The sequence below is a fragment of the Bradyrhizobium arachidis genome, assembly GCF_024758505.1.
Lineage (GTDB): Bacteria > Pseudomonadota > Alphaproteobacteria > Rhizobiales > Xanthobacteraceae > Bradyrhizobium > Bradyrhizobium manausense_C.
This window is the reverse complement of the sequence record NZ_CP077970.1, coordinates 6,486,349-6,511,749: the sequence shown is the minus strand read 5'-3', so window position 1 is coordinate 6,511,749 and position 25,401 is coordinate 6,486,349. Positions and strand designations below refer to the sequence as shown.

The following is a 25,401-nucleotide window of genomic DNA, read 5'->3' as shown; positions in this document are numbered from 1 at the left end:
CGGCAAGACTGGAGTCGATCGGTTCGCCGAGCAGGATCGCAGCACTGGCGATGCCGATGATCGGCGTCGCGGTGGTGCCGAGCGAGGTCGTCAGCGCCGAGATGCTCTTGTTGACCATCGACATTGCCCAGTAGGCCAGCGCCGTTCCGATCAGGCCGGAGTACAAGAACAGCAACACGAGCTTCCGCGACAAGTCGACGTGCGGCAGGCCATCCGCGATCGCCGCCGATCCTGACAGCACGATCGTTGCGACGAGCACCTGCCAGATCAGCAGTTGGAGTGGGGACGCCACCCAGCGATGCGAACGGATATAGATGATGTTCGCCGCCCAGGCGATCGCAGCCAGAATCACCATGCCGGCGCCGAGCACGACGTTCGCATTGGTCCAGTCGATCGATCCCGGGTTCAGGATCACGGCAAGCCCGATCAGTCCGAGCAGGGCGCCGGCGAGCTTTGGTGCCGTCAGCACGTCCTTGCCAAGCAGAGGCGCGGCCAGCGCAACCCAGAGCGGTGTGGTGTACCCGAGCACGATGCCTTTGCTCGCTGGCAGGAAGCGCAGGCCGGCCGCGACCAGAGTCGAGAACAGCGTCATGTGCAGCAGCGCCACGCTCATGACCACGGGTATGTCGCGCCGCTCCGGGATGACCAGATTATTGCTCAGTCCAAGGATCACCGTGAGGCCGACCAGTGCAATCCAGCTCCGGATCGCCGCGGTCCACAGGGGCGGGACGAATTGCACCAGTTGCTTCGTCACCGACCAGTTCACACCCCAGGCCAGCACGACGATGAGGAACAGGCCGACGGCCGCGCGGGGTGATAGGGAGTTCATCTCGGAGGTCCTTGAAGCGGTCCGATCTCGCGGATAACATCTCGAATGGCACCTGAAAAAGTGCCAGATTGGAAAGGAATGAGGTGCCAGTTTCCGAGGCGGTGATTTCAGCCCTGATCGACCTGAAGCGGTCCGACGACGAGGGGCTGGTGGCGCAACTGACGAGCCAGCTCCGAAGCCTGATCGCGACCGGCCGGCTCGGCAAAGGCCGCGTGCTTCCGTCGAGCCGTCGGCTTGCAAGTGATCTCGGCGTGTCGCGCAACACCGTCACTTATGCGTTCGAGCAGCTCGCTGCAGAGGGATATCTCGAAGCGTCACATGGTCGCCGGCCGGTGGTCATGGTCGATGGCGGCGAACGCATCAGAGGGGCGGGTGCCGGCACGCCGGGCGTGCGCTTCGGCAAGCCGCGGCTCTCACCCTGGGCTTCGAGGCTCAAACAGTCGGATTGGCCGATGTCCTATCAGGCCCCGCTAAGGCCCTTGCGTCCGGGGCACGGCGATTTCAGGGAATTTCCGAACGAGGTCTGGGCGCGCTGTCTGCGCCGGAGCGCCGTGCGTGCAGCCAAACGTGAGCTCGGCCCGGTCAACCGGACGCGCCTGCGCGAGGCGCTTGCGCATTACCTGGCAACCAGCAGGGGTGTCCGCGCCACGGCAGACCAGATCATGATCCTGCCGAGTGCGCAGGCCGCGCTGACCTTGATCGCGGCTGTGGTCGTTACGGCCGGCGACGACGTCTGGGTCGAGGATCCCGGCTATCCCGGCGCCGCTGCCGCCTTCCGCGCGTCCGGCGCGCGCCTGACTGGCATGAGGCTGGACGAGCAGGGTATGCGGCAGGTTGCGGGACTGGCAGCGCCGACGCTGATCTTCATGACGCCGTCGCACCAGCACCCGACCGGACGGCTGATGTCGCTGGCCCGCCGCACTGCGTTTCTGAGCCTGAGCAGGCCTGGCAAAACCTGGATCGTGGAGGACGATTACGATGGCGAGTTTCACTATGACAGCCGGCCGGTGCCGGCCTTGCAGGGGCTCGATGCCCATGGCCGCGTGTTCTACGTCGGAACGTTTTCGAAGGCGATGACCTCGGATATCCGGCTCGGCTACCTCGTCGTGCCGCCGCAACTGGTCGGCATCATGGAGATCGCACAGCGGCACATCGGCCTGATCGCCGCCAGCCACATCCAGGAGGCGCTGGCCGAGTTCATTGCCGACGGGCATTTCCTCGCACATCTGCGACGGATGCGCCGGCTCTATCACGCGCGTCGCGATCACCTCGTCGGGGACTGCAGCGCCATCTTGGCGAGCTACTCTCGGTCGAAGTGCCCGCCGGCGGCATCCAGCTCGTCGCACGCCTCAAGCGCGGTCATGCCGATCAGCCGGCAGTCAAACGGCTGATCGAGGCGGGCGTTGAAACGCGCGCCTTGTCCAGCCTGTCGCTCGATCGTCCACGTGATCACGGCCTGCTGCTCGGTTTTGCGGCCTGGCGCGAAAACGAGATTACTACAGCGGTGCGGACGATGGCGTCGTGCTTCTAGCGCAAGAGCGCTAGTCTACGGCCTTGGTCACGATCCGGATCTCCGACGTCAGCGTCCGGTGCACCGGACACTTGTCGGCGATCTCCATCAGCTTCTTGCGCTGCTCGGCGTCGAGATTGCCGTCCATCGCGATCACCCGATCGATCTGGTCAAGCATGCCATCGCGCGTCTCGCACTCCTCGCAATCCTTTGCGTAGATCTTGCTGTGCTTCAGCGTGACGGTGACGCGGTCGAGCGGCAGGGATTTTCGGTCGGCATAGAGCCGCATGGTCATGGAGGTGCAGGCGCCGAGCCCGGCGAGCAGGAAATCATAGGGGCCCGGGCCGGCATCCTCGCCGCCGGCCGCAACCGGCTCGTCCGCCACCAGCCGATGCGGTCCGACCGCGATCATCTGGTTGAACTTGCTCTTGCGTGTCTCCTGCACGACGACCTGGCGCGGCGCCTCACCGAGATCCATCGCCTTTGGCGACGCGGCAGGTTCGACGTAACGGCCGGCCCAGGCCGCGATGACATCGGCGGCATACAGGGCGTCTCGGGGCTTGCTCAACAAGTGGTCCGCATGGTCCAGCGACACAAAACTCTTTGGATGCTTGGCTGACACGAAGATCTTTGTCGCATTGTCGATGCCGACGGTGTCGTCGACCGGCGAGTGCATCACCAACAGCGCCTTGTGCAGGCCGGTGACGTCCTTCATCAGCTCATGCTCGACGATGTCGTCGAGGAATTCGCGCCTGATCCGGAACGGCCGGCCCGCAAGCGACACTTCGACCTCGCCTTGCTGACGAATATTGTCGAGATGCTCCCTGAACAGGCCAGTGACGTGCGCGGGATCGGAGGGAGCCGCAATGGTGGCGACCGCCTTGGCCTCCGGAATCTTTCCGGCCGCCGCCAGAATCGCCGCGCCGCCGAGGCTGTGTCCGATCAGGATCGCCGGTGCCTTGCGCGTCGCGCGCAAATGATCGGCGGCGCGGACGAGATCCGAGACGTTCGAGGAGAACGTCGAGTTGGCGAACTCGCCCTCGCTGGAGCCGAGCCCCGTGAAATCGAAACGCAGCACGGCGATGCCCCGGGCCGCCAGCGCAACCGTGATGCGCTTGGCCGCGAGCGTGTCCTTGCCGCAGGTGAAGCAGTGCGCGAACAGCGCATAGGCCGTGGGCTCGCCATCCGGCAATTCCAGTGCGGCGGCAAGTTGATGGCCGCCTTCGCCCGCGAATTGAAAGCGTTCCGTCGCCATGGTCACCCCCGTTTGATCTCGATCAGTCCCCGGAGTAGCGCTGCTCGGCCCAGGGATCGCCGCGGTTATGATAGCCGCGGACTTCCCAATAGCCGGGTGCGTCCTCGGTCAGGAATTCGATTGCCTGCAGCCATTTGGCGCTCTTCCAGAAGTAGAGATGCGGGACGACGAGCCGTACGGGGCCGCCATGTTCGTCCGAGAGCGGCTCGCCCGACCAGCTATGAGCGAGCAGGGCGTCCTCGGCCGCAAAATCCTCCAGCGCGACGTTTGTCGTGTAGCCGTCGTAGGAATGCAGCACGACGAAGCGGGCATCGTCACGCGGCTGGCAGGCGGCGAGCAGCTCGCCGGTCGCGAGCCCCTGCCATTGGTTGTCGTAGCGCGACCAGGTCGTCACGCAATGGACGTCTGAGGTGAAATGCACCTGCGGCTGCGCGGAGAATTCGGCAAAGGTCCAGAACACCGGGTTGTCGATCGCGCCGTAGACGTCGAGCCGCCAGCGCTCGCGCGACACCGGCGGCACGACGCCGAGATCGAGCACCGGCCAGTCCCTGGTCAAATGCTGGCCGGGCGGCAGGCGCCGATCTTCCGGGCGGCTGATTTTGCCGGTGAGGAAGCGGCCCTCGCGCGCCCATTTCTCCTTGGTGCGCGTCAGCTTGCTTTCAGGCGGGAGATCGTTGTCGTCGGCCATCTCTCATGCACCGCGTTGGCGCCGCCATCGGCGGTGCCACGCATGCTAGCATGAAGCGAGGCGAACGTTCAGGCCTTCCCGAACAGGACCGGCAACTGGCGGGGGCCGCGAACGGTTCCCTGCGACCACGTTACTGACCCGGCCGGGTCGAGCCTGAAATCGGGAATCCGCTTCAGCCATTCTTCGATCGCGACCTGCATCTCCATGCGCGCCAGGTTGGAACCGACGCAGCGATGGATGCCGAGGCCGAAGGCGGCGTGGCGGTTCTCCCGGCGGTCGATCACGACCTTGTCGGCGTTCGGAAACATCTTTGGGTCGCGGTTGGCGGCCGGGAAGGACAGCAGCACCATGTTGCCCGGCTTGACGGGGCAGCCGGAGATCGTCGTCTCCTTCATCACCTCGCGCGCCATCGTCACCGGCGCATAGGCGCGCAGCAGCTCCTCGACCGCGGTCGGAATCAATTCCGGCTCGGCCAGCAGGCGCTCGCGATCCGCCGGCGTTTTGGCGAGGTGCCAGAGCGAAGACCCGATCGCACTCCAGGTGGTGTCGATGCCGGCGATCAAGAGCAGCCGGAGCGAGCCCAGCACGTGGGACTCCTCGAGCGGCTGGCCGTTCTTGTCGCGCGCGTTCATCAGGTAGGAGATCAGGTCGTCGGTCGGCTTCGCCTTGCGTGCCTCGACATGGCCCGCAAAGTAGCCGCTCATCTCCTGAACGGCCTGCACCAGCTTGCTCTCGTCCCTGATGCCGAGCTCCAGGATCATGTGGATCCAGTTGATGAAGAGATCGCTGTCGCTCTCGGGGATGCCGAGCATGTGCGCGATCGCCTGCACCGGAATGTATTTGGTGTAGCGCGCGGCTGCATCGACCTTGCCGTCGGCGATAAAACCGTCGATCAGCTCGTTGCAGATGGCGCGGACCCGCGGCTCCAGCTTCTTCATCGCATCTGGCGTGAAGGGCGGCAGCAGCAATTGCTTGGCCGGCTTGTGCTCGGGCGGATCCGAGGTGATCGGCGGTGCGGCATTTCGCGCCACTTCCGGGCGGACGTCGCGGACGATGACGCGGCGGGAGGAAAAGTGGTCGGTGTCGTTGGCGATCTCGCGCACGGCCTCATAGGTCGTCGGCAGGTAGCAGCCGAGAAAGCGCTCGGTCCGCACGACCGGACTTGCGGCGCGCAACTCATCCCAGATCGGGAAAGGGTTTTCGGTCCACCGGGGATCGGTGTGGTCGAAATCGTTGACCCAGTCGGTCACCGGCGGATGGTCGGTCGGAGTGCTGACGTCGGACATCTCTGCAAATTCCTCTGAAGGGTGAGTTCAGGCCAAAGCACGCACGCGGACAGGCGCCGGACGCCTATTCCTCAGTCACTTCAATTGCGATTTCCGGGCAGTTGGATTTGGCAAGCCAGGCCTTGTCCTCGAGGCCGGCGGGCACGGTGCCATCGCCGACTTCATGGGCGTTGCCATACTCGTCGAGTTCGAACAGCTCAGGCGCCAGCGCCTTGCAGCGGGCGTGGCCCTGACATTTGTCGGGATCGACGTGAACCCTCAGTCGTTCTGCCATTGCAGCGTTTCCTCGGTCGTATGCACGCGGGGCCGCCAGGGGCCAGGGTGCGTTCCTCGATTGGATTATGTCTGCAGTCTGCGCCGCAGGTTCTAAGTTATAGTATATTACATTATTGCCGGGCTTTCCCTGTCAAGGGCAAACTTATAGATTGCCCTGCAACATGCCGTCACAACTCGCCCGCAAGCCGCAAAACACCTACCATCATGGCGATCTCCGCGACGCTCTGATCAAGGCCGCCTTGCGCGAGGCCGAGCAGGGCGGGCCGGAAGCCATCAGCATCAAGGCGCTGGCCAGGGAACTCGGCGTGTCGCAGCCGGCGCCGTACCGGCACTTTGCCGACCGCGAGGCGCTGCTCGCGGCGGTGACGGCGGAGGCTTTTCGGCAGTTCACATCCGTGATGCGCGAGGCAATGGCGAAGCCGTCGAAGCAGTCAAAGCTGTCGCTGCTTGCGCAGGCGACGCTGGACTTCGGCCTGCGCCGTAACGGCATCTATCGGTTGATGTTCGCCTCGCGCACGGTGTCCTGCGCCGCAAAGGGCAGCGAGCTGCACAAGGCCACGAGCGAAACCTTTGCACTGGTCATCGAAGCGCTGGAGGCACCGGCCGTCGGTTATCTGCGCGAGCGGCACGCGTACAAGATCTGGGCCGCGCTCCATGGCGTGGTGATGCTGGCCGAGCAGGGGATGCTGACCGGCGAGGCCGCGCACACCACGCGCGCGGAACTTGTCGAGGATTTTGTGACCGAGACCAAGGTCGCGCTCGATGCCGCCATCAAGGACGCGCGGCGGCGCGACAAGGCGGGCGCTTAGGCCTTCAGCAGCCTCTTCAATTTCGCGACCGCGCTGTCCGGCGTCGTGACAACAGGCTTGCCGGTGGCTTCCGCCACCAGCGGCGCGGTTGATGCGATGCTGAACTGTGCGAGCGCGATGACGTCGCAGTCGCGCAGGTCGCGCGAGGCTTCCGCGATCAGCTGGTCGTGCGTCGCACGATCGCCGCGATCGAGCGCGGCAAGCGCGCCTTCGGCAAGCTTGGGCACGATCTCGACCGAGGCCGGAAACTCCGGCGGCATCGAGGCGAGCGTCGGCGGGAAGGTCGAGAGCAGGCCAATCCGTTTGCCCATCGTCACCGCCTGCTCGATCATGGCTTCATTGGGCTTTAGCACCGGCATCGGCGCATGCGCGCGCGCAACCGCCTCGATGCAGGGGCCGAAGGCAGAACACGTGAACAGAATCGCGTCGGCCCCGGTTGCGGCCGCGTAATCGCCGAGCGCGAGGAAGCGCTCGGTCATGGCATCGTTCAATTTGCTGTCACGCGCAAGATCCGCCGACAGGCTGTCGTCGAGCAGGTTCATGAGCCGCACGTCCGGCCAGCCTAGCGCGAACGCAGCCTCGATCGGCGAGATGGAGTGCTTCAGGGCGTGGATCAGCGTAATGCGCATGGCTATCTCTTCTCCCTCTCCCCGTGTGTGGGGAGAGGGAGCTTAAGTCGCTTACTTGAACGGGATCGCGTACATCAACCCGCCCTTGCTCCAGAGGCCGTTGAGGCCGCGGTCAAGCTTAAGCGGGCTGGCCTTGCCGACATTGCGTTCGTAGATCTCGCCGTAATTGCCGCCGGACTTGATGGCCGTGACCAGCCATTTGTTGTCGAGGCCAAGCCGTGAGCCGAGATCGCCGGAGGCGCCGAGCAGGCGCTGGATCGCGGGTGTCTGTGACTTCGCCATTTCATCGACATTGGCCTGGGTGACGCCGAGCTCTTCCGCCTCGATCAGTCCGTAGTGCAACCAGGTGATGATGTCACTCCAGACCTCGTCGCCGTTGCGGGTGAAGGGGCCGAGCGGCTCCTTGCTGATGGTCTGCGGCAGCACGACGTAATCGGCCGGGTTCGGCGCAGCGGTGGTGACGGCGCCCGCAAGCGCGGAGGCGTCCTGGGTCATGGCATCGCAGCGGCCGCCGAAGAAGGTCTGGTACATGGTGTCGACGCGGTCGAACACCAGCGGCTTCCAGTCGATGCCGTTGGCGCGGCCGTAGTCGCCGAGCGTCACCTCATGGGTGGTACCTTGCGCAACGCAGACGGTGGCGCCCTTGAGGTCCTTCAGCTCCTTCACGCCGAGGTCCTTCTTCACGACAAATCCCTGGCCGTCGTAGAAGTTGACCGGACCTTGCCGCAGGCCCAGCGTCACACCGCGCAGATAGGTCTGCGTCGAGTTGCGGTAGAGCACGTCGATCTCGCCGGACTGCAGCGCCGTGAAACGGTTCTGCGCGGTCAGGGAGACGTAGCGCACCTTGCTGGGGTCGCCGAGCACGCCGGCGGCGAGCGCGCGGCAATAGTCGACGTCGAGGCCCTTGTAATTGCCTTGCGAGTCCGGCGCGGAGAAACCGGCAAAGCCGGCGCTGACGCCGCACACCAGCGTGCCGCGCTGCTTGACGGTGTCGAGCGTTGCGGCCGACACCAGGCTCGTCGATGCCGCGAGCAGGCCCGCGGCGATAATCACTCTGTTCATCTTACTCTCCCCTCACTGATTGACACTTCGCAATACGCTGTCGACGGCCGTGCCGAGTTTTTCGACGATCAGGTCGATCTCGGCGGCCGAGGCGATATAGGGCGGCGCCAGCAGCACGTGGTCGCCACGGCGTCCGTCGACGGTGCCGCCGCCGGGATAGCATCCGAGGCCGTCGGCAAACGCTGATGCCTTGATCTTCTGATGGAGCTTGAGCGCGGGATCGAACGGCGTTTTCGTTGCGCGATCGGCGACGAGCTCGATCGCCCAGAACAGCCCGCGGCCCCTGATGTCGCCGATATGGCGGTGATTGCCGAAGCGCTCGGTGAGCCGTTGCTCGAGCTGCCTGCCGCGCGCCTTGATCTGGTCGAGCAGATTGTCCTCGCGGATCACGTTCTGCACGGCGAGTGCCGCGGCGCAGGCCAGTGGATGCGCGAGATAGGTGTGGCCGTGCTGGAACGCGCCTGATCGCTCGCGGATCGTATCGATGATTTTGCCGCTCGCGAGCATCGCGCCGATCGGCTGGTAGCCGCCGCCAAGGCCTTTTGCGATCGCCTGGATGTCCGGCGCGACGCCTTCCTGCTCCCAGGCGTGCATCGTGCCGGTGCGGCCCATGCCGCACATGACTTCGTCGAGGATGAGCAGCGCGCCGTGGCGGTTGCAGATCTCGCGGACGGCCTTGAAGTAGCCTTCCGGCGCTGGAACACAGCCGGCGGTCGCGCCGACGACTGGCTCGGCGAGGAACGCCGCGACCGTGTCGGGACCGAGCCGCTGGAATTCGGCCTCGAGCTCCGCCGCGAGCCTCGCCACGAACGTCGCGTCAGACTCATTGTCGCGCTTCTCGTGATAGGCAAAAGCCGGTGTCACATGGCTGAAGGCGGCCGAAAGCAGCGGCGCATAGGGTTCGCGGCGCCAGGCGTTGCCGCCGGCTGAGAGCGCACCGAGCGTGTTGCCGTGATAGCTCTGCCGCCGCGCGATGAAGTGCTGGCGCTGCGGCTCGCCGCGCTCGATGAAATACTGCCGTGCCAGCTTGATGCTGGCCTCGATCGCTTCCGAGCCGCCGCTGACGAAATAAGCGTAGGCGAGGCCGCCGGGCTCATGGCCGACCAGCCGCTCGGCGAGTTCTTCCGCGGGCTCCGACGAGAAGAAGGCGGTGTGCGCATAGGCCAATGTCGATGCCTGCTTTGCCATCGCCTCGATCACGCGGGGATGCTGATGGCCGAGGCAGGAAACGGCCGCGCCGCCGGACGCATCGATGACGCGCCGCCCGCCCTCGGCGATGAGATAGACGCCTTCGCCGCCGATCGCCTTGGGCGGCGTCTCACGCAACGAGCGGTGCAGCACGCGGCTCTTGCGAGTGCCCATTTCGCTAGTGGCCATGGGTCAACCTTTCTCTGAGACGTAAGTCGAGGTGACGGCGAGCCGCGCCTCGGTTTGCTGGAGGCGTTTTTTCGACGCCGCGCCGCCGAGTGAGAACGTCACAGCCGCGAGCGACTGCGCGATCGCGATCGCGCCGGTGAGGCTCGGGAAGAAGCCGGGCGAGGCCGCCGCCTCGAACAGCAGCACGTGGTCCGCACCCTCGGCCATCGGTGCAGTCACCGTGTCGGCAATCGAGATCAGCGTGGCGCCGGAGCGATGCGCGGCCTGCGCGACCCGGACGCTCGCATGGGTGTAGGGCGTGAAGCCGATCACCACGACGGCCTCGCCGGGGCAGAAGGCGCCGGTGTCGAGGTCGTCAGGGCCGGAGCCACCAACGAGCTGTACTTCACCGGGGCGAAACAGCCGCAATTCGTAATTGAGCAGCTCCGCAACGCTGCGGCAGCTCCGGAAGCCGGTGATCCAGATCCGCTTCGCCGCATGCAGCGCCTTGGCGGCGTTCACGATGGAAGGCGCGGAGATGCGCGGAAGGCCGGCCGCTTCGGCGTCGAGCTTGTCGGTAACGAGTGCGATGTCGGCATGGGGGCCGTGGCGCCGGATCTTTGCACGGCCGGAGAAGGGCGCGGCCTGCGACGGCCGGCGCGCTTCGGTCAGCGCCGCCCGCAATTCGTCCCAGCCGGAATAGCCGATCGCCTTTGCAAGCCGCGTGAACGCCGCGGGATCGGCGCCGGCTTCGGCGGCGAGATCGCGCATTGAGCGGGTGGTGGCGTCGTAATCATTGGCTGCGACAAACCGCCCGACCTCCTGCAAGCGCAGGGGGAGCGATGGCAATGCAATCCGGAGTTCGCTCAAGGGCGAGGATTTCGCGGGCTCGGCCATGAAACATTTGTTGCACGTATCCGGGTTTGGTGCAACAGTTGATGCGCGCTTCGCCGGACATCGCTCCTTTTATTTCAGCGAGAGGACATTTGTGCCGTGACGACCGATAGCCCAACCACCGATGGCTCAAGACCGGCGCCGCGCCGGCGCTTCTCTTTCGCCCTCGGAAGCCGTGAGTTGAAAGGCCTGTTCTGGCAGGTCCTGGTCGTCGGCATCGCGGTCGCGATCATCGCCTTCCTCTGGTCCAACACGGTCACCAATCTCTCCGCCCGCCGCATTACCACCGGCTTCGCCTTCCTCGGTCGCGAGGCCGGCATGCCGATCGCCGACAGCCTGCTCTCCTATAGCCCGCAGAACACGTATCTCTGGGCCTTCGTGGTCGGCGTCACCAACACCTTGCGTGTCGCCGTGATCGGCATCGTGTTGGCGACCATCCTGGGCACGATCGTCGGCATTTCGCGGCTGTCGGCCAATTGGTTGCTGTCGCGCATCGCCGCCGTCTATGTCGAAGTGCTGCGCGACATTCCGCTGCTGCTGCAATTGTTGTTCTGGTATGTGCTGATGCAGGCGTTGCCGGCGGCGCGCGCGGCGTGGCGGCCGATCGAAGGCGTCTTCCTCTCCAATCGCGGCTTGATCCTGCCGTCGATCCCGGTCGGCGAGGGGCAGCTTTGGGTGCTCGGCACGGCCGCGGTCGGCTGCGTCGCGTTCTATTTGGTGCGCCGCTATCTGATCGCGCAGCAGATGCGTGACGGCCGGCCGCGACCCGCCTGGCCTTATGGGGTCGGCTTCATCGTCCTGCTGCCGGGGCTGGTCTCATGGGCGCTGGGCGTATCCTGGTCCGTCGCCTGGCCAGAACTTCGCGGCTTCAACTTCGTCGGCGGCATGACGCTCGCGCCGGAATATTTTGCGCTGCTGATCGCGCTCGTCACCTACACCTCGGCCTTCATCGCCGAGATCGTGCGCAGCGGCATTCAGGCCGTGCCGCGCGGGCAGTGGGACGCCGCCAACGCGCTCGGCCTCAAGCGCAGCTTCATGCTGAGGCAGATCATCTTGCCGCAGGCGCTGCGCGTCATCGTGCCGCCGATGACGAGTCAGTACCTCAATCTGACCAAGAACTCGTCGCTCGCTGTTGCAATCGGCTATCAGGACGTGGTGTCGATCGCCAACACCACGCTGAACCAGACCGGGCAGGCGATCGAGGCGATCGCGCTGATCATGGCGGTGTTTCTCACCATCAGCCTCGGCATCAGCTTCTTCATGAACTGGTACAATGCGCGTATCGCGCTGGTGGAGCGCTGAGATGGCCGCGATCACTGACGAACCCCGCGCCGCCCGCCGTCCGCAAGCCGGCAATCCCGCGATCCGCTGGGTTCGCGCCAATTTGTTCTCGTCGATCCCGAACGGCATCATCACGGTGGTGCTGGGCGCCGTGCTGGTGAAGGCGCTGGTGAGTTTCGTCCAATGGGGCATCGCGAACGCGGTCTGGCTCGTGCCCGGCAACGATTCCAGCGCCTGCCGCGCCGTGCGCGGGGTCGGCGCCTGCTGGGCCGTGATCCCTGAAAAGTACCGCTTCATCCTGTTCGGCACCTATCCGTTCGACGAGCAGTGGCGGCCGGCGCTGGCGGTGCTGCTGTTCATTGCACTCTACTACATCTCGACCCGCCGCTCCTGGTGGCGGCGCGAGCTGATCTATCTCTGGATCGCCGCACTGGCCGCGATCAGCGTGCTGATGTGGGGCGGCGTCTTCGGCCTGTCCTTCGTCTCGCAGGACCGCTGGGGCGGCCTGCCGGTGACGCTGATCCTCGCGACGTTTGGCCTCGCGTTCGGTTTCCCGCTGGGCATCCTCGTGGCGCTTGGCCGGCGCTCAAAACTACCCGCGATCCGTTCGCTCAGCGTGCTCTATGTCGAGCTGATCCGCGGCGTGCCGCTGGTCAGCCTCCTGTTCATGGCGAGCGTGATGTTTCCGCTGTTCATGCCGGGTGGATTCAACATCGACAAGCTGTTGCGGGCGCAGATCGCGATCATCCTGTTCGCCGGTGCCTATCTTGCCGAAGTGATCCGCGGCGGCCTCCAGGCCGTGCCGCGCGGACAATACGAGGCCGGCGACGCGCTGGGGCTGTCCTACTGGCGCAAGCACCGCCTGATCATCCTGCCGCAGGCGATCCGCCACGTCATCCCGCCGCTGGTCAACACCTTCATCGCCTTCTTCAAGGACACCAGCCTCGTCCTGATCATCGGCATCTTCGACCTGCTCACCACGGCCAAGACCGCGATCATCGATCCCGGCTGGCAGCAGTTCTCGGTCGAGGTCTATATCTTCGTCGCGATGATCTATTTCGCCTTCTGCTTCGCGATGTCGCGCTACAGCCGCAGCCTGGAGGCGCAGACGACGGGACGATGACAGTTCGTCGCATCGTGCCGCTTGTTTGTGCTTGCCCTGATTGCTGATCTTGGGCTGTAATACCAGAGGTTGATACCACGCAAGATCTGGCGAGGTTGTCATGCGCGCGGCCGTTTGGCGGCGTTACATTGTCGCTCTGATCGTTGCTGCGGCGATCGATGTGTCGCCGCTTGCCGCTGAGCCCGCGGGTCTGCGCGGCTATCACGCGCCGATCGGCGAGAGCTCGATTTCGGGGATCTCGTCCGGCGCCTTCATGGCCGTTCAGTTCGGTACGGCCTGGTCATCGGTCATCAGCGGCGTCGGCGTGGTCGCGGGCGGTCCTTATTGGTGCGCGAAGGCGGACGCGCTCGACGCCGTCACCGGGTACTGGGGGCCGATCTGGCGGGCCACGGGTGCCTGCATGAAAGGGCCGGCGTCTGATCTGGATCTGCGCGACTTCACGGCAAAGGCCGATGCAAAGGCGGCGGCCGGCGAGATCGATGCGCTCAGCAATCTGGGCCGGCAAAAGATCTATCTCTTCCACGGCTATAACGACGCGATCGTGGACAAGGCCGCGACCGACGCCGCGGCTGATTTCTATCGCCACTATCTGGGTGCAGCCAATCGCGGCAATCTCTTCTATCAGACCGCGCTCGGTGCGGGTCACTCCTTCGTCGTGACGAAGGAAGGCGCTCCCGGCCTTAACGACTGCAAGGCCAACACCGAGCCCTATATCGATCAGTGCGGTTACGATCAGGCGGGCATCATCCTGCAACACATCTACGGCCGATTGAACCGGCCAAATCCGGCGCAGCTTGCCGGCTCGGTGAAGAGTTTTGATCAATCGCTCTATACCAAGCCGCATCTGCCGGACGCGCTGAGCTTGGGCGACACCGGCTATGTGTTCATACCGCAGGATTGCGAGCAGGGTGCTCCATGTCGCGTCCATGTCGCGCTCCATGGCTGCAAGCAGGATGTCGGCGATATCGGGCGCAGGTTCGTCGACGAGGCCGGCTACAATGCGTGGGCCGATACCAACCGCCTGATCATTCTGTATCCGCAGACCAAGACCAGTCCATTCGCGCCCGGCAACCCGCAGGCCTGCTGGGATTGGTGGAGCTATGTCGACCATGAAGACAGCTACGTGACGAAGTCCGGGGCGCAGATCAGGGCGATCAAGGCCATGCTTGATGCGCTCACGGCCGGCGCTGCGGCGCCCGCAAATGCAACCGAGCCGTCCTTGTCGGTGCCGCAGTGGCTCACGGTGATCGATACCTCGGATACCGGCGTCGATCTCGCATGGTCTCCGGTTGCTGGCGTCACGACCTATCGGGTTTCGCGCGCGGGGCCCGACGGCGCGTTCCAGAAGATCGGCGACGTCACGGGCGCGAGCTTTGCGGAGTCCGGCCTGACGCCGCAAACGACGTATCGCTGGCGCGTTTCGGCCATCCTCAATGGAACGGAGGGGCCAAGCTCCGAGGATGCGATCGGCACCACGCAGTCGCCGCCGCCTCGCTGCAACAACCCGGGCTCGTGCCCGATTGCACGATAGCGAGCAGCCTACTTCTTCACCTTGGGATCGATCGGCGTCGTGCCGCGCAGGCCCAAAATGTCTTCCAGCATCTTCGCGCCGGCGAGCACCTGCGCATCGCCGCGCGGCGCGGCCACGATCTGCACGCCGACCGGCAGGCCGGACGCGGTGAAGCCACAGGGTAGCGACAGCACGGGACAGCAGACCAGCGTGAGCGCATAGACGATGCCGAGCCATTCGACGTAGTTCTCGAACCGCTTGCCGGCACATTCCGCGACGTAGCGGTTCTCGATCGGGAACGGCGGCACGATGGTCGTCGGCGTCAGGAGGAGGTCATACGTCTTGAAGAACTCGACGGTCCGCGCAGTCATCGCGACGCGCTGCGCCTCGGCGCGCGTGATCTGGTCGACGGTGAGCTTTAGCCCTTCCTCGATGTTCCAGATCACCTCGGGTTTCAATAGATCGCGCTTCTCACGCAGCAGCTTTGCCTTGCTCATCGCAAAGTCGAGCGCGCGCAGTACATGGAAGCATTCGTGCGCCTCGCGCAGATCCGGATGCGCTTCCTCGACGATCACGCCAAGCTCGGCAAACCGCTCGGCGGCCTTGCGGGTGATGGCGACGACCTCTGGATCCACGGGCGTGATGCCGAGATTGGGCGAATAGGCGATGCGCCTCGGCTTGTGGCCGGAGCGCGCCGCCGACAGGAACGAGGTTGCCGGGGAGGGCAGCGACAGCGGATCGGCCGCGTAATCGCCGCTCATGGCGTCGAGCAGGAGCGCAAGGTCCTCGACATTGCGCGCCATCGGTCCCTGCTGCCCGAGATTGCGATCGATCCCGGCGGCGGGCGTGTGCGCGACGCGACCGATGCTGGGCCGCATGCCGACGATGCCGCAAAAACTTGCGGGGCTGCGCAAGCTGCCGCCCATGTCGGAGCCGTGCGCGAGCCAGGCCATGCCGGTAGCAAGCGCCACGGCAGCACCGCCGGAGGAACCCGCCGCCGACTTCGAAATGTCCCAAGGATTGAGAGTCGCGCCAAACACCTCGTTGAACGTGTTGGCACCGGCGCCGAATTCCGGCGTGTTCGACTTGGCGTAAACGACCGCGCCATTGCCTTCGAGATTTTCGACCAGGATGTCGGAGCGGGCGGGAACGTTATCCTTGAAGATTGGCGAGCCCTGCGTGTTGAGCACACCGGCGACGTCGGTCAGGTCCTTGATCGGCACCGGGAGCCCTGCGAGCAGTCCGCGCGCCCCGGCCGGCTTCTGCATCAGCGTCTTGGCATTGGCTCGCGCGCGATCGAAGCAGAGGATCGGCAATGCATTCACTTGGCCGTCGACTTCACCGATGCGCTTTTCCACGACATCGAGCAGCTCGAGCGGCGTGACGTCGCCGGAGCGAAGTTTTTCAACGACGGTGCAGGCGGTTTCGCGGATCAGGTCTTGAGCTGACAATTCTGTACTCCTGTATTTGCTCTAGGCTCCGTCATTGCGAGCGCAGCGAAGCAATCCAGAAATGTATCCGCGGAGGGACTCTGGATTGCTTCGCTGCGCTCGCAATGACGGTGTGTGGGGCGTGCAGCGTGGTCATAATCGGCGCCGGATCTATCCCCATCCGGCGCTGATGCCGCCATCGACCGTATAGATCACCCCCGACGTGTAGCCGGAACGATCCGACGCCAAAAACGCCATCAGGTCGCCGATCTCGCGCGCATGCGCAGGACGGCCGAGCGGCAGGCCCTTCTGAAATTCCTTGTAGCGGTTCTCGTCGCCGAACTGATGTTTTGCGCGGGTCTTCAGCAGTGTGACGTGGCGGTCGGTGCCGACCGGGCCCGGATTGATGCCGACCACGCGGATGTTGTCGGCGAGGCTCTTTCCGCCGAGCGCGCGGGTGAACGCCATCAGCGCGGCGTTGCCGGCGCTGCCGCAGACATAGTTGGCGTCGAACTTTTCGCCGGCCGCGCCAATGTCGTTGACGATGACGCCGCGGCCGCGCGCTTTCATCTGCGCATAGATCATGCGGGTGAGGTTGATGTAGCCGAACACCTTGAGCTCCCAGGCGTGGCGCCAGGTCGCCTCGTCGATCTTGTCGATCGAGCCGCCGGGTATGTCGCCGGCATTGTTGACGAGGATGTCGATGTCGGCCGCTTCCTTCGCGAGCCGCGCAATGTCCTCGCTCTTGCGGAGGTCCACCACGCTTGCGGCGGCGTCGATCTGGTGGGCGGATCGCAGCCGCTCGCAGAGCGCCTTCAACTGGTCGCCACTGCGGGCCGCGAGCAGGAGATGGCAGCCTTCCTCGGCAAACGCCTCGGCGGCTGCGGCGCCGATGCCCTTTGACGCGCCCGTGATCAGGACGCGCTTGCCACGCAGATGCAGATCCATGGGGATGACTCGGGCCGGTTGAAGGAACTGGATGAAATCAGTAGGCAGGCAAAGCCGCCACGGTCAACATTGCAGTGCAGCGTTGCGCTGCCGGCGCGTTTGGTCCATTGCAGGAGAAGCGGCGCAGGCCGCAAGGTCCGCCCCGCCCACAACCAGGATTTTCGCGATGAGCAAGAAGCAATACCGGATTGCAGTCATTCCCGGCGACGGCATCGGCAAGGAAGTGATGCCGGAGGGTCTGCGCGTGCTGGAGGTGGCGGCGAAGAAACACGGCGTTTCCGTGCATTTCGACCATTTCGACTTCTCGTCCTGGGACTATTACGAGAAGCACGGGCAGATGATGCCCGATGACTGGAAGGACAAGATCGGCAAGCACGACGCGATCTACTTTGGCGCGGTCGGATGGCCGGCAAAGATCCCGGATCATGTCTCGCTGTGGGGCTCGCTGATCAAGTTCCGCCGCGAGTTCGACCAGTACGTCAATTTGCGCCCGGTGCGCCTGATGCCCGGCGTGCCGTCGCCGCTGGCGAACCGCAAGCCCGGCGATATCGATTTCTGGGTGGTGCGCGAGAACACCGAGGGCGAGTATTCATCCGTCGGTGGGCGCATGTTCCCGGACACCGACCGCGAATTCGTGACGCAGCAGACGGTGATGACCCGCGTCGGCGTCGACCGCATCCTGAAATTCGCCTTCGACCTCGCGCAGTCGCGGCCGAAGAAGCATTTGACCTCGGCGACGAAATCGAACGGCATCTCGATCACCATGCCCTATTGGGATGAGCGCGTGGAGGCGATGGCAAAGAAGTTCCCGGGCGTGAAGTGGGACAAGTACCACATCGATATTCTCACGGCGAACTTCGTGCTGCATCCGGACTGGTTCGACGTCGTGGTCGGCTCGAACCTGTTCGGCGACATCCTCTCCGATCTCGGCCCGGCCTGCACCGGCACCATCGGCATCGCGCCGTCGGGCAACATCAACCCCGAGCGGAATTTCCCGTCGGTGTTCGAGCCGGTGCACGGCTCCGCGCCCGATATCGCGGGGCAGGGAATTGCCAACCCGATCGGCATGATCTGGTCGGGCGCGATGATGTTCGAGCATCTCGGCGAGAAGGCAGCCGGCAAGTCGATCGTCGACGCGATCGAGCGCACGCTGGCCGAACGCACGCTGCGTACCAAGGATCTCGGCGGCAACGCCGACACGACGGCCTGCGGCAAGGCGGTGGCGGAGATGGTGGATTAGGGGAGGCTGGTGCAACTTGCTCCCTTGTCGTCCCGGCGAAGGCCGGGACCCATAGCCCCAGGGAGATGTTGTGGAGCGAGCCGGCAACCACGAGTCTTCGCATAACCATGTCCTGTGGTTATGGGTCCCGGATCTGCGCGCGCTTTGGGCGCGCTTGTCCGGGACGACATCGAGAGTTCAGACGTAAGATTTCCGCTTCGGATCGAAGATCGGCGGGTAGTCATTCTCATCGAGAAGATCGAGGAAATCATCGAGGCCATGCGTCTTGATGAAATCAAGCTCGCGGTCGGAGATCAAATTGACAGTGAGAATCTCGACCTCATCGCCACCGATCGTGAGCGCCTCCGCGGTGCGCTGATCGGGTCCGATGATCGGCGTGAGGAACAGGAAGGTCCTGAACTCCGAGCCAATGAGAGGCGGCGTCGGCAACGGCACTCGGTCGCCGAAAGCGAAGCTCTTGCTATCGATGAAGGGAAGGCGTGCGAGCCAGCGCAGATTGGTGCAAATCTCCTGCGTCGGGTCGCGGACGTACCACATCAGTTCGGCGCGGGACTTGATCTTGTCGGCGCGGTCCGTCGGCGGCATTCGCCGTTCGCTCATGCCGTTGGTCAGAAGAACGTAGCCCTCATCCGAGCCCTCTTCGCAGTCCGGCACGAAATCGCGGCCGTAGGCGTGGATGTCAATGCGGAGCTCGCCCGTGTCCGCAAAACTGTGCTCGGGCTCGCCAAGCTCCTGCTCATAGATGGCGAGCCGTTGTTGATAGGAATTTGCCGATTGCGTGGGCTCGCTCGAGCCGGACAGGAATCGGGTGAGACGGGACAGCATGTGAACCTCGGGGATGGGCACGTTCCCGATAGTCGCGAGGTCACGCCGTCCGGTTCAAATCGGCTCTACCCCTTCACGATCCGCCGGCAATGCACCAGCGCTGCCTCGATCAAGTTCTCGCTCGCTTCCGGCGTGCGGAAGGCCGAGTGCGCCGACAGCGTGACGTTCGGAATCCGCGTCAGCTCGTGATCGGCCGGCAGCGGCTCGGTGTTGAAGACGTCGAGGCCGGCGTGGCGGATGTGGCCTGACTTCAGCGCGTCGATCATCGCCTTCTCGTCGACGATCGCGGCGCGCGCGGTGTTGACGAGGATGACGCCGGGCTTCATCGCTGCGATCTTCTCGCGCGTGATCATGCCGCGGGTATCGTCGTTGAGCAGCAGGTGCAGCGACACGACGTCGCTCTTGGCCAGCACCGTGTCGAGATCGGTGAACTCGACGCCAGGAAAACTCTTCGGTGAACGGTTCCAGGCGATTACCTTCATGCCGCTGCCGGAGGCGATGCGTGCGACCTCTGCGGCGATGCCACCGAAGCCGACGAGGCCGAGCGTCTTGCCGGTGAGCTGCATGCCGTCCTCGCGCAACCAGTTCCCGGCGCGCATCTCGCGATCCATCATCGCGATCACCCGTGCCGAGGCCCACATCAGCGCGATTGCGGATTCGGCGACCGCCGTGTCGCCATAGCCCTTGATCAGATGCACGGAGATCCCGAGGTCGGCGAGCTCTTCGGGGTTCATGTAGCTGCGCGCGCCGGTGCCGAGGAACACCACGTGCTTCAGGCCTGTGCACTTCTTCGCAACCTCGGTTGGCAGCGCGGTGTGATCTACGATCGCGATCTCGGCGCCGTCGAGGATTTCAGGATATTGCTCCGGCTTGATGTCGGGGTCGCGGTGAATGCGCACCTTGGGATCGCCGGGCTTTTCCAGCCGCTCCATGATCACGGCGAGGGACTCGTTGGCGTCGACGAACACTCCGCGCATGGCGCTTCTCCCTCACGATGCTACGCCGGCGAGCGCCAGCACGGTATGCATCAACACGTTGGTGCCGGCGGTGCAGTCGGCCTGCGTCGCATCCTCCAGCTCGTTGTGGCTGATGCCGTCCTTGCAGGGCACGAACACCATCGCCGCCGGCATGACAGTATTGAGATTGCAGGCGTCGTGGCCGGCGCCGGAGGTGATGCGACGGCTGGAATAGCCGAGTGTGTTCGCCGCGTTCTCCACGGCCGCGATCAGCTTTGGGTCGAAATGCGTCGGCGGCTTGCGCCAGACCAGATCGAGCTTCACCTCGACCTTGCGGCGCGCGGCGATCTCGGCAACGGCCGCACGCAGGTCACGATCGAGCGCGTTCAAAATGGTGTCGTCAGCGCTGCGGGTGTCGACGGTGAAGGCGATCTCGCCGGGAATGACATTGCGCGAGGGGCTTGCGATCACGGCTTCGCCGATGGTGCCGACCGCTTTCGGTCCGTGCTTGCTGGCGATTTTCTCCATCGCCAGCACGATCTCCGACAGGGTTGCCAGCGCATCGCGGCGCAGCGGCATCGGAGTCGAGCCGGCATGGCTTTCAAAGCCGGTGATGTGGCCGTCGTACCAGAGCACGCCCTGGCCGGAATCGACGACGCCGATGGTCTTTTCCTCCGCCTCCAGAATCGGCCCCTGCTCGATATGCAGTTCGACGAAGCAACCTAATTTCTGGAAGCCGACCGGCTTGTCGCCGCGATAGCCGATCCCGTCGAGCGCCTGGCCGACCGTGATGCCCTCGGCGTCCTTGCGCGACAAAATGTCGTCGGTGGTGAAATCGCCGACATAGGCGGCCGACGCCATCATCGCAGGTGCGAAGCGCGAGCCTTCCTCATTGGTCCAGTTGACGACGCAGATCGGCGCCTCGGTCTCGATGCCGGCGTCGTTCAGCGTGCGGATGACCTCGAGCGCGCCGAGCGTTCCCAAAATGCCGTCGTATTTGCCGCCGGTCGGCTGCGTATCGAGATGCGAGCCGATGCCCACTGGCGGCTTCGACATGTCGCGGCCCTCGCGCAGGCCGAACATCGAGCCAAGCGCATCGACGTGGACCTCGAGTCCTGCATCCAGGCACGCCTTGCGGAACCAGTCACGGACCTGCTTGTCCTCGGCGCTCAGCGTCAGCCGCCGCACGCCGCCCTTTTGTGTCGCGCCGAATTGCGCGGTCTCGTGGATGGAGCCCCAGAGGCGGGCGGAATCGATTTGCAGATTCGTGGCGGCTCGGCTCATGCGTCAGTCCATTTTCAGCTGTCATTCCGGGGCGCCCGAAGGGCGAACCCGGAATCTCGAGATTCCGGGTTCTCGCTACGCGAGCCCCGGAATGACGAAGAAGGTCCGGCACTCGTTCAATGACGCGCCGCCGCCGCCGCGTCAACCGCGGCACTGCCCTGCGCGATTTGCCCTGCGAGATTGGCGACGCGCTCGATCGCGACGACGTCGGGCGAGGCGAGCCAGCTCGCGGTGAAGGTGAGGGGTGCGATCTTCAAATCGGTGTTGAGGAGCTGAAGCCGGCCGTCGGCGAGCTCCTTCTCGACGATCGCCGCCGGGATGACGGCGATGCCGAGGCCTTCGACCGCCATGTGGATGACGGTCGCGAGCGACGCGCTCGCATGCAGGCGGATCGGCGGCAGCTCGGGCCGGTCGAATACCTCGCGCACGACTTCGTAGGGCCGGGTCTTGCGCGGAAAGGTGATGATGGGAAACCGCGCGAGGTCGTGCCTGGTCACTGGGCCGTTGCCGAGCCCAAGGGAGGGGCTTGCGAGAAAACCGATCGGATAATCTGCCAGTGCGCGATTGTGCACGCCGGAGGCCGACAGCGGCCCGACCACGAAGGCGAGCTCGATCTCCTGCGCCAGCAGGCGCTGCGTCAGGTTCGGCGTGATGTCGACCTCGATCTCGAGCGACAGGTTCGGATAGATCTCGTTCACGCTCTTCACGAGCCGCGGCAGCCAGGTGTGCACAATGGTTTCGGCGACGCCGAGCCGCATCACGCCGCGCATCGCGGAGGCATCGCCTATCTCTGCGATCATCTCCGCGCGCAGGCCGATCAGCTTCTCGGCATAGACCATCATCTGCCGTCCGCTCGGCGTCGGCGATGCGACACGATGATCGCGGTTGAGAAGCTTGACGCCCATCTCGCGTTCGAGCTGGGCGATGCGCTGGGAGATCGCCGGCTGGGTGGTGTTGAGCCTTTGGGCGGCGCCGCGGAAGCTGCCCAGCTTCACAACCCAGAGGAACGTCTCGATCGACCTGAAGTCCAGCATTGGAACGATTTTTCCGATCGATAAACAGAATTTATCGATCTATATTAGAAAGGAAGATTAGACTTTATAGCACGCCTGGTGTTGGCTGTCCTTGTCGAGATTATAGGCAGGTCGAACAGATGACTGTTTTGGTGGCAGCGCAGCAAACTGAAACAACCGACACCCTTCCGAGCTGCGAGGCGCGCCTCGCCTACCGCGGCGGATTGGTCGCCTCCACCGCCGGCATCGCCCCCGGCTTCGTGCAGGGTAACCTCGCGATCCTCCCCGAAAAATACGCCAGCGCCTTTCACCGCTTCTGCCAGCTCAATCCAAAGCCGTGCCCGATCATCGGCATGTCCGATGTCGGCAGCCCGCACATACCGGCACTTGGCGCCGGCCTCGACATCCGCACCGACGTGCCGCGCTATCGCGTCTGGCGCGACGGCGAGGTCGTGGACGAGCCGACCGACGTGACCAGCTACTGGCGCGACGATCTCGTGACCTTCGTGCTCGGCTGCTCATTCTCCTTTGAAGAAGCGCTGCTCGACGAGGGCATGCCGATCCGCCACATCGAGCACAATGTCCGCGTGCCGATGTACCGCACCAACATCGCGTGTTCCGCATCCGGTCCGTTCGCGGGTCCCATGGTGGTGTCGATGCGTCCGTTCAAGCCGGCGGATGCGATCCGCGCGATACAGATCACCTCGCGCTATCCGGCCGTGCATGGCGCACCCGTGCATCTCGGCCATCCCCATCTCATCGGCATCAAGGAGATCGCAAAACCCGACTACGGCGATCCGGTGCCGGTTGCCGAGGACGAGATCCCGGTGTTCTGGGCCTGCGGTGTTACGCCGCAATCGGTGATCAACGCCGCAAAACTTCCGTTCGCGATCACGCATTCGCCGGGGCTGATGCTGGTGACGGATCTCAAGAACCGGAACATGGCCGTGATTTAGTGGGCAGCGTATGCTGCTTCTTCAGGCTTTACCGTACGCGTCAATCGCTCCATCGATGAGCCGAAATTGTAACAGGGGGACTGCCATGACGATCACTCGCCGCGATCTTTTGCTCGGAGCCACAGCCACCGCCGCGCTGATGCCGCTGGCGGCGCGCGCGCAGACCTCCGAAGTGGTGATCGGTGCGACCTATCCGTTGTCGGGCTCCGGCGCGCAGGTGGGTGTCGATGCGCAGCGTGCGTTCGAGACCGCGATCGACATCATCAACAATGACCAGGACTTCGATCTTCCGCTCGCCAAGGGCGTGGGTCTGCCCGGCCTCGGGGGTGCCAAGATCCGTATCGTCTATGCCGACACCCAGGGCGACCCGCAAAAGGGGCGCGCTGAAGCCGAGCGCCTGATCACGCAGGAAAAGGTCAGCGCCATCCTCGGCTCCTATCAAAGCGCGGTCGCAGTCACGATCAGCCAGATCTGCGAACGCTATCAGATTCCGTTCATGTCGGCGGACAACTCCTCGCCGAGCCTGCATCGCCGCGGTCTGAAGTATTATTTCCGCGCCTCGCCGCATGACGAGATGTTCTCGGCCGGGATGTTCGACTTCCTCGACGCGATGAAGAAGAAGGGTGCCAAGGCCAACACGCTGGCGCTGTTCCACGAAGACACCATCTTCGGCACCGACTCCGCCAACGCGCAGACCAAGCTCGCCGCCGAGCGCGGCTACAAGATCGTTTCCGACATCAAGTACCGCGCCAACTCGCCGTCGCTTTCGGCCGAGGTGCAGCAGCTCAAGGCCGCCAATGCGGACGTGCTGATGCCTTCGAGCTACACCACCGACGGCATCCTGCTGGTCAAGACCATGGCCGAGCTCGGCTATAAGCCGAACGCCATCGTGGCGCAGGCCGCCGGCTTCTCCGAGAAGGCGCTCTACGACGCGGTTGGCGACAAGCTCGAGGGTGCGATCACCCGCGGCAGCTTCTCGCTCGATCTCGCCGCTAAGCGGCCGATGGTCGGCAAGATCAACGATCTGTTCAAGGCGAAGTCGGGCAAGGACCTCAACGACAACACCTCGCGGCAGTTCATGGCTATGATCATCATGGCGGACGCCATCAACCGCGCCAAATCCACCGACGGCGAGAAGATCCGTGACGCGCTGGCGGCGACCGAGATGTCGGGCGAGCAGACCATCATGCCCTGGAAGCGTGTCAAGTTCGACGAGATGGGCCAGAACAACGATGCCGATCCGGTGCTGCTGCAATATGTCGGCGGCAAGTTCGTCACCATCTTCCCGTCGCAGGCGGCGGTGGCCGATGCGATCTGGCCGATGAAGTAAGCGATCAGGTTGCGGGCGGGGGACGAAGCAACGTGACAGCCGAAACCATTATCCAGAGTCTAGCGAGCGGCCTCCTGATGGGGCTGCTCTACGGACTGATCGCCGTCGGCCTGGCCTTGATCTTCGGCCTGATGGACGTCGTCAACTTCGCCCATGGCGAATTCCTGATGCTCGCGATGTACGTGACGTTCTTCCTGTTCACGTTCTTCGCGATCGATCCGCTGCTGTCGGCGCCACTGGCTGCCGCCGCCCTGTTTGTTCTGGGGGCGGCCGTCTATCTCGTGATCGTGCGGTTTGCGATGCGTGCCAAGGCCAATGTCGGCATGGTGCAGATCTTCGCGACCTTTGGCCTCGCGATCGTGATGCGCGGACTGGCACAGCTGTTCTTCACGGCCGACTATCGCAGCGTCCCCAACTCATGGCTCGGCGGCAAGACGGTATCGGTCGTCGGTATATTCCTGCCGCAGCCGCAGCTCTTCGGCGCGCTGGTCGCGATCGCCGCGTTCGGCGGGCTCTACCTCTTCATCAACCGCACCGATTTCGGCCGTGCGCTGGAAGCGACCCGCGAGGATCCCGGTGCGGTGGCCCTCGTCGGTATCGACAAGAACCGCGTGTTCGCGCTCGGCTGGGGCATTGGCGGCGCGCTGGTCGGGTTGGCCGGCGCAATCATGGCGACGTTCTTCTACATCTATCCCGACGTCGGCGCCTCCTTTGCACTGATCGCCTATGTCACGGTGGCGCTCGGCGGCTTCGGCAGCGTGTTCGGCGCCTTCGCCGGCGGCATCGTCGTCGGTCTCGTCGAGGCCACCACTGCGCTCGTGCTGCCTCCATCATTGAAGTCGGTCGGCATCTATGCCGTCTATCTCCTCGTGGTCTTCATCCGGCCACGCGGCCTGTTCGGATCGATGTGA

22 protein-coding genes and 2 pseudogenes are annotated in these 25,401 nt (G+C 64.5%); 9 read left to right on the top strand and 15 right to left on the bottom strand.

All coding sequences use genetic code 11. From position 1 onward, the window contains the following. Nucleotides 1-22 precede the first annotated feature (22 nt). Nucleotides 23-829, bottom strand: a pseudogene (locus tag KUF59_RS30075) (DMT family transporter); the annotation flags it as partial. A gap of 101 nt (nucleotides 830-930) precedes the next feature. Between KUF59_RS30075 and pdxR the strand changes: the two are divergent. Next, a pseudogene (gene pdxR / locus KUF59_RS30070) lies at nucleotides 931-2,360 on the top strand (MocR-like pyridoxine biosynthesis transcription factor PdxR). A gap of 10 nt (nucleotides 2,361-2,370) precedes the next feature. Here pdxR and KUF59_RS30065 read toward each other — a convergent pair. The 4 genes from KUF59_RS30065 to KUF59_RS30050 form a co-directional block, all read right to left on the bottom strand. Further along, complete coding sequence (locus tag KUF59_RS30065) at nucleotides 2,371-3,594, bottom strand: bifunctional alpha/beta hydrolase/OsmC family protein (RefSeq protein ID WP_212455810.1); 1,224 nt, start codon at nucleotides 3,592-3,594, stop codon at nucleotides 2,371-2,373. A gap of 22 nt (nucleotides 3,595-3,616) precedes the next feature. Beyond that, complete coding sequence (locus tag KUF59_RS30060) at nucleotides 3,617-4,282, bottom strand: sulfite oxidase-like oxidoreductase (RefSeq protein ID WP_258767289.1); 666 nt, start codon at nucleotides 4,280-4,282, stop codon at nucleotides 3,617-3,619. Nucleotides 4,283-4,350: 68 nt separating this feature from the next. Further along, the gene (locus tag KUF59_RS30055) at nucleotides 4,351-5,568 is read right to left on the bottom strand and encodes a cytochrome P450 (RefSeq protein ID WP_212455808.1); all 1,218 of its coding nucleotides are present in this window, start codon (nucleotides 5,566-5,568) and stop codon (nucleotides 4,351-4,353) included. 64 nt (nucleotides 5,569-5,632) lie between these two features. After that, complete coding sequence (locus KUF59_RS30050) at nucleotides 5,633-5,842, bottom strand: ferredoxin (RefSeq protein ID WP_212402241.1); 210 nt, start codon at nucleotides 5,840-5,842, stop codon at nucleotides 5,633-5,635. Nucleotides 5,843-6,005: 163 nt separating this feature from the next. Here KUF59_RS30050 and KUF59_RS30045 point away from each other — a divergent pair, with 163 nt between their 5' ends. Beyond that, the gene (locus tag KUF59_RS30045) at nucleotides 6,006-6,653 is read left to right on the top strand and encodes a TetR/AcrR family transcriptional regulator (protein WP_212455807.1); all 648 of its coding nucleotides are present in this window, start codon (nucleotides 6,006-6,008) and stop codon (nucleotides 6,651-6,653) included. Here KUF59_RS30045 and KUF59_RS30040 read toward each other — a convergent pair. Genes KUF59_RS30040 through KUF59_RS30025 form a run of 4 tightly spaced genes read right to left on the bottom strand, consistent with a single transcriptional unit; the run spans nucleotide 6,650 to nucleotide 10,597 of the window. Beyond that, nucleotides 6,650-7,282, bottom strand: a complete 633-nt coding sequence (locus tag KUF59_RS30040) for an aspartate/glutamate racemase family protein (protein ID WP_212455806.1) — start codon at nucleotides 7,280-7,282, stop codon at nucleotides 6,650-6,652. The genes KUF59_RS30045 and KUF59_RS30040 overlap by 4 nt on opposite strands. A 51-nt stretch (nucleotides 7,283-7,333) precedes the next feature. Then, the gene (locus KUF59_RS30035) at nucleotides 7,334-8,344 is read right to left on the bottom strand and encodes an amino acid ABC transporter substrate-binding protein (RefSeq protein WP_212455805.1); all 1,011 of its coding nucleotides are present in this window, start codon (nucleotides 8,342-8,344) and stop codon (nucleotides 7,334-7,336) included. 12 nt (nucleotides 8,345-8,356) lie between these two features. Continuing rightward, nucleotides 8,357-9,706 carry an aspartate aminotransferase family protein gene (locus KUF59_RS30030; RefSeq protein WP_212456015.1) on the bottom strand — a complete coding sequence of 450 codons (1,350 nt, stop codon included), beginning with the start codon at nucleotides 9,704-9,706 and terminating at the stop codon, nucleotides 8,357-8,359. 18 nt (nucleotides 9,707-9,724) lie between these two features. Beyond that, nucleotides 9,725-10,597: a MurR/RpiR family transcriptional regulator gene (locus KUF59_RS30025; protein WP_212455804.1), complete on the bottom strand. Its 873-nt coding sequence runs from the start codon at nucleotides 10,595-10,597 to the stop codon at nucleotides 9,725-9,727. Nucleotides 10,598-10,693: 96 nt separating this feature from the next. On the opposite strand from KUF59_RS30025, the gene KUF59_RS30020 reads away from it, so the two are divergent. The 3 genes from KUF59_RS30020 to KUF59_RS30010 all read left to right on the top strand — a co-directional run bounded on the left by KUF59_RS30020 (nucleotide 10,694) and on the right by KUF59_RS30010 (nucleotide 14,529). Then, nucleotides 10,694-11,896: an amino acid ABC transporter permease gene (locus KUF59_RS30020; protein WP_212455803.1), complete on the top strand. Its 1,203-nt coding sequence runs from the start codon at nucleotides 10,694-10,696 to the stop codon at nucleotides 11,894-11,896. Nucleotide 11,897: 1 nt separating this feature from the next. Beyond that, complete coding sequence (locus KUF59_RS30015) at nucleotides 11,898-12,998, top strand: amino acid ABC transporter permease (RefSeq protein WP_212455802.1); 1,101 nt, start codon at nucleotides 11,898-11,900, stop codon at nucleotides 12,996-12,998. A gap of 100 nt (nucleotides 12,999-13,098) precedes the next feature. Then, nucleotides 13,099-14,529, top strand: coding sequence for an extracellular catalytic domain type 2 short-chain-length polyhydroxyalkanoate depolymerase (locus KUF59_RS30010; protein ID WP_212455801.1), 1,431 nt, complete (start codon nucleotides 13,099-13,101; stop codon nucleotides 14,527-14,529). 8 nt (nucleotides 14,530-14,537) lie between these two features. Here the strand turns inward: KUF59_RS30010 and KUF59_RS30005 are convergent, their stop codons facing one another. Together KUF59_RS30005 and KUF59_RS30000 are read right to left on the bottom strand one after the other, a co-directional pair. Further along, nucleotides 14,538-15,959: an amidase gene (locus KUF59_RS30005; protein ID WP_212455800.1), complete on the bottom strand. Its 1,422-nt coding sequence runs from the start codon at nucleotides 15,957-15,959 to the stop codon at nucleotides 14,538-14,540. A 150-nt stretch (nucleotides 15,960-16,109) separates the two neighbouring features. Next, nucleotides 16,110-16,886 (bottom strand): SDR family oxidoreductase, encoded by a 777-nt coding sequence (locus KUF59_RS30000; protein ID WP_212455799.1) that lies wholly within the window; start codon nucleotides 16,884-16,886, stop codon nucleotides 16,110-16,112. A 166-nt stretch (nucleotides 16,887-17,052) separates the two neighbouring features. On the opposite strand from KUF59_RS30000, the gene KUF59_RS29995 reads away from it, so the two are divergent. Continuing rightward, nucleotides 17,053-18,126 carry a tartrate dehydrogenase gene (locus KUF59_RS29995; RefSeq protein ID WP_212455798.1) on the top strand — a complete coding sequence of 358 codons (1,074 nt, stop codon included), beginning with the start codon at nucleotides 17,053-17,055 and terminating at the stop codon, nucleotides 18,124-18,126. Between the two features lie 177 nt (nucleotides 18,127-18,303). Here KUF59_RS29995 and KUF59_RS29990 read toward each other — a convergent pair whose 3' ends face one another. The 4 genes from KUF59_RS29990 to KUF59_RS29975 form a co-directional block, all read right to left on the bottom strand. Next, on the bottom strand, nucleotides 18,304-18,951 hold the full coding sequence (locus KUF59_RS29990) for a suppressor of fused domain protein (RefSeq protein ID WP_212455797.1): 648 nt from the start codon (nucleotides 18,949-18,951) through the stop codon (nucleotides 18,304-18,306). Between the two features lie 65 nt (nucleotides 18,952-19,016). After that, nucleotides 19,017-19,928: an NAD(P)-dependent oxidoreductase gene (locus KUF59_RS29985; RefSeq protein WP_212455796.1), complete on the bottom strand. Its 912-nt coding sequence runs from the start codon at nucleotides 19,926-19,928 to the stop codon at nucleotides 19,017-19,019. A 12-nt stretch (nucleotides 19,929-19,940) separates the two neighbouring features. Beyond that, the gene (locus KUF59_RS29980; RefSeq protein ID WP_212455795.1) at nucleotides 19,941-21,191 is read right to left on the bottom strand and encodes a Zn-dependent hydrolase; all 1,251 of its coding nucleotides are present in this window, start codon (nucleotides 21,189-21,191) and stop codon (nucleotides 19,941-19,943) included. A 116-nt stretch (nucleotides 21,192-21,307) separates the two neighbouring features. After that, nucleotides 21,308-22,225 carry a LysR family transcriptional regulator gene (locus KUF59_RS29975; RefSeq protein WP_212455794.1) on the bottom strand — a complete coding sequence of 306 codons (918 nt, stop codon included), beginning with the start codon at nucleotides 22,223-22,225 and terminating at the stop codon, nucleotides 21,308-21,310. A 119-nt stretch (nucleotides 22,226-22,344) separates the two neighbouring features. Between KUF59_RS29975 and KUF59_RS29970 the strand changes: the two genes are divergently transcribed. From KUF59_RS29970 to KUF59_RS29960, 3 genes are all read left to right on the top strand, one after another. Further along, nucleotides 22,345-23,160 carry a putative hydro-lyase gene (locus KUF59_RS29970; RefSeq protein ID WP_212455793.1) on the top strand — a complete coding sequence of 272 codons (816 nt, stop codon included), beginning with the start codon at nucleotides 22,345-22,347 and terminating at the stop codon, nucleotides 23,158-23,160. An 85-nt stretch (nucleotides 23,161-23,245) separates the two neighbouring features. Beyond that, nucleotides 23,246-24,490, top strand: a complete 1,245-nt coding sequence (locus tag KUF59_RS29965; protein WP_212455792.1) for an ABC transporter substrate-binding protein — start codon at nucleotides 23,246-23,248, stop codon at nucleotides 24,488-24,490. A 77-nt stretch (nucleotides 24,491-24,567) separates the two neighbouring features. Further along, complete coding sequence (locus KUF59_RS29960; RefSeq protein ID WP_249140043.1) at nucleotides 24,568-25,401, top strand: branched-chain amino acid ABC transporter permease; 834 nt, start codon at nucleotides 24,568-24,570, stop codon at nucleotides 25,399-25,401.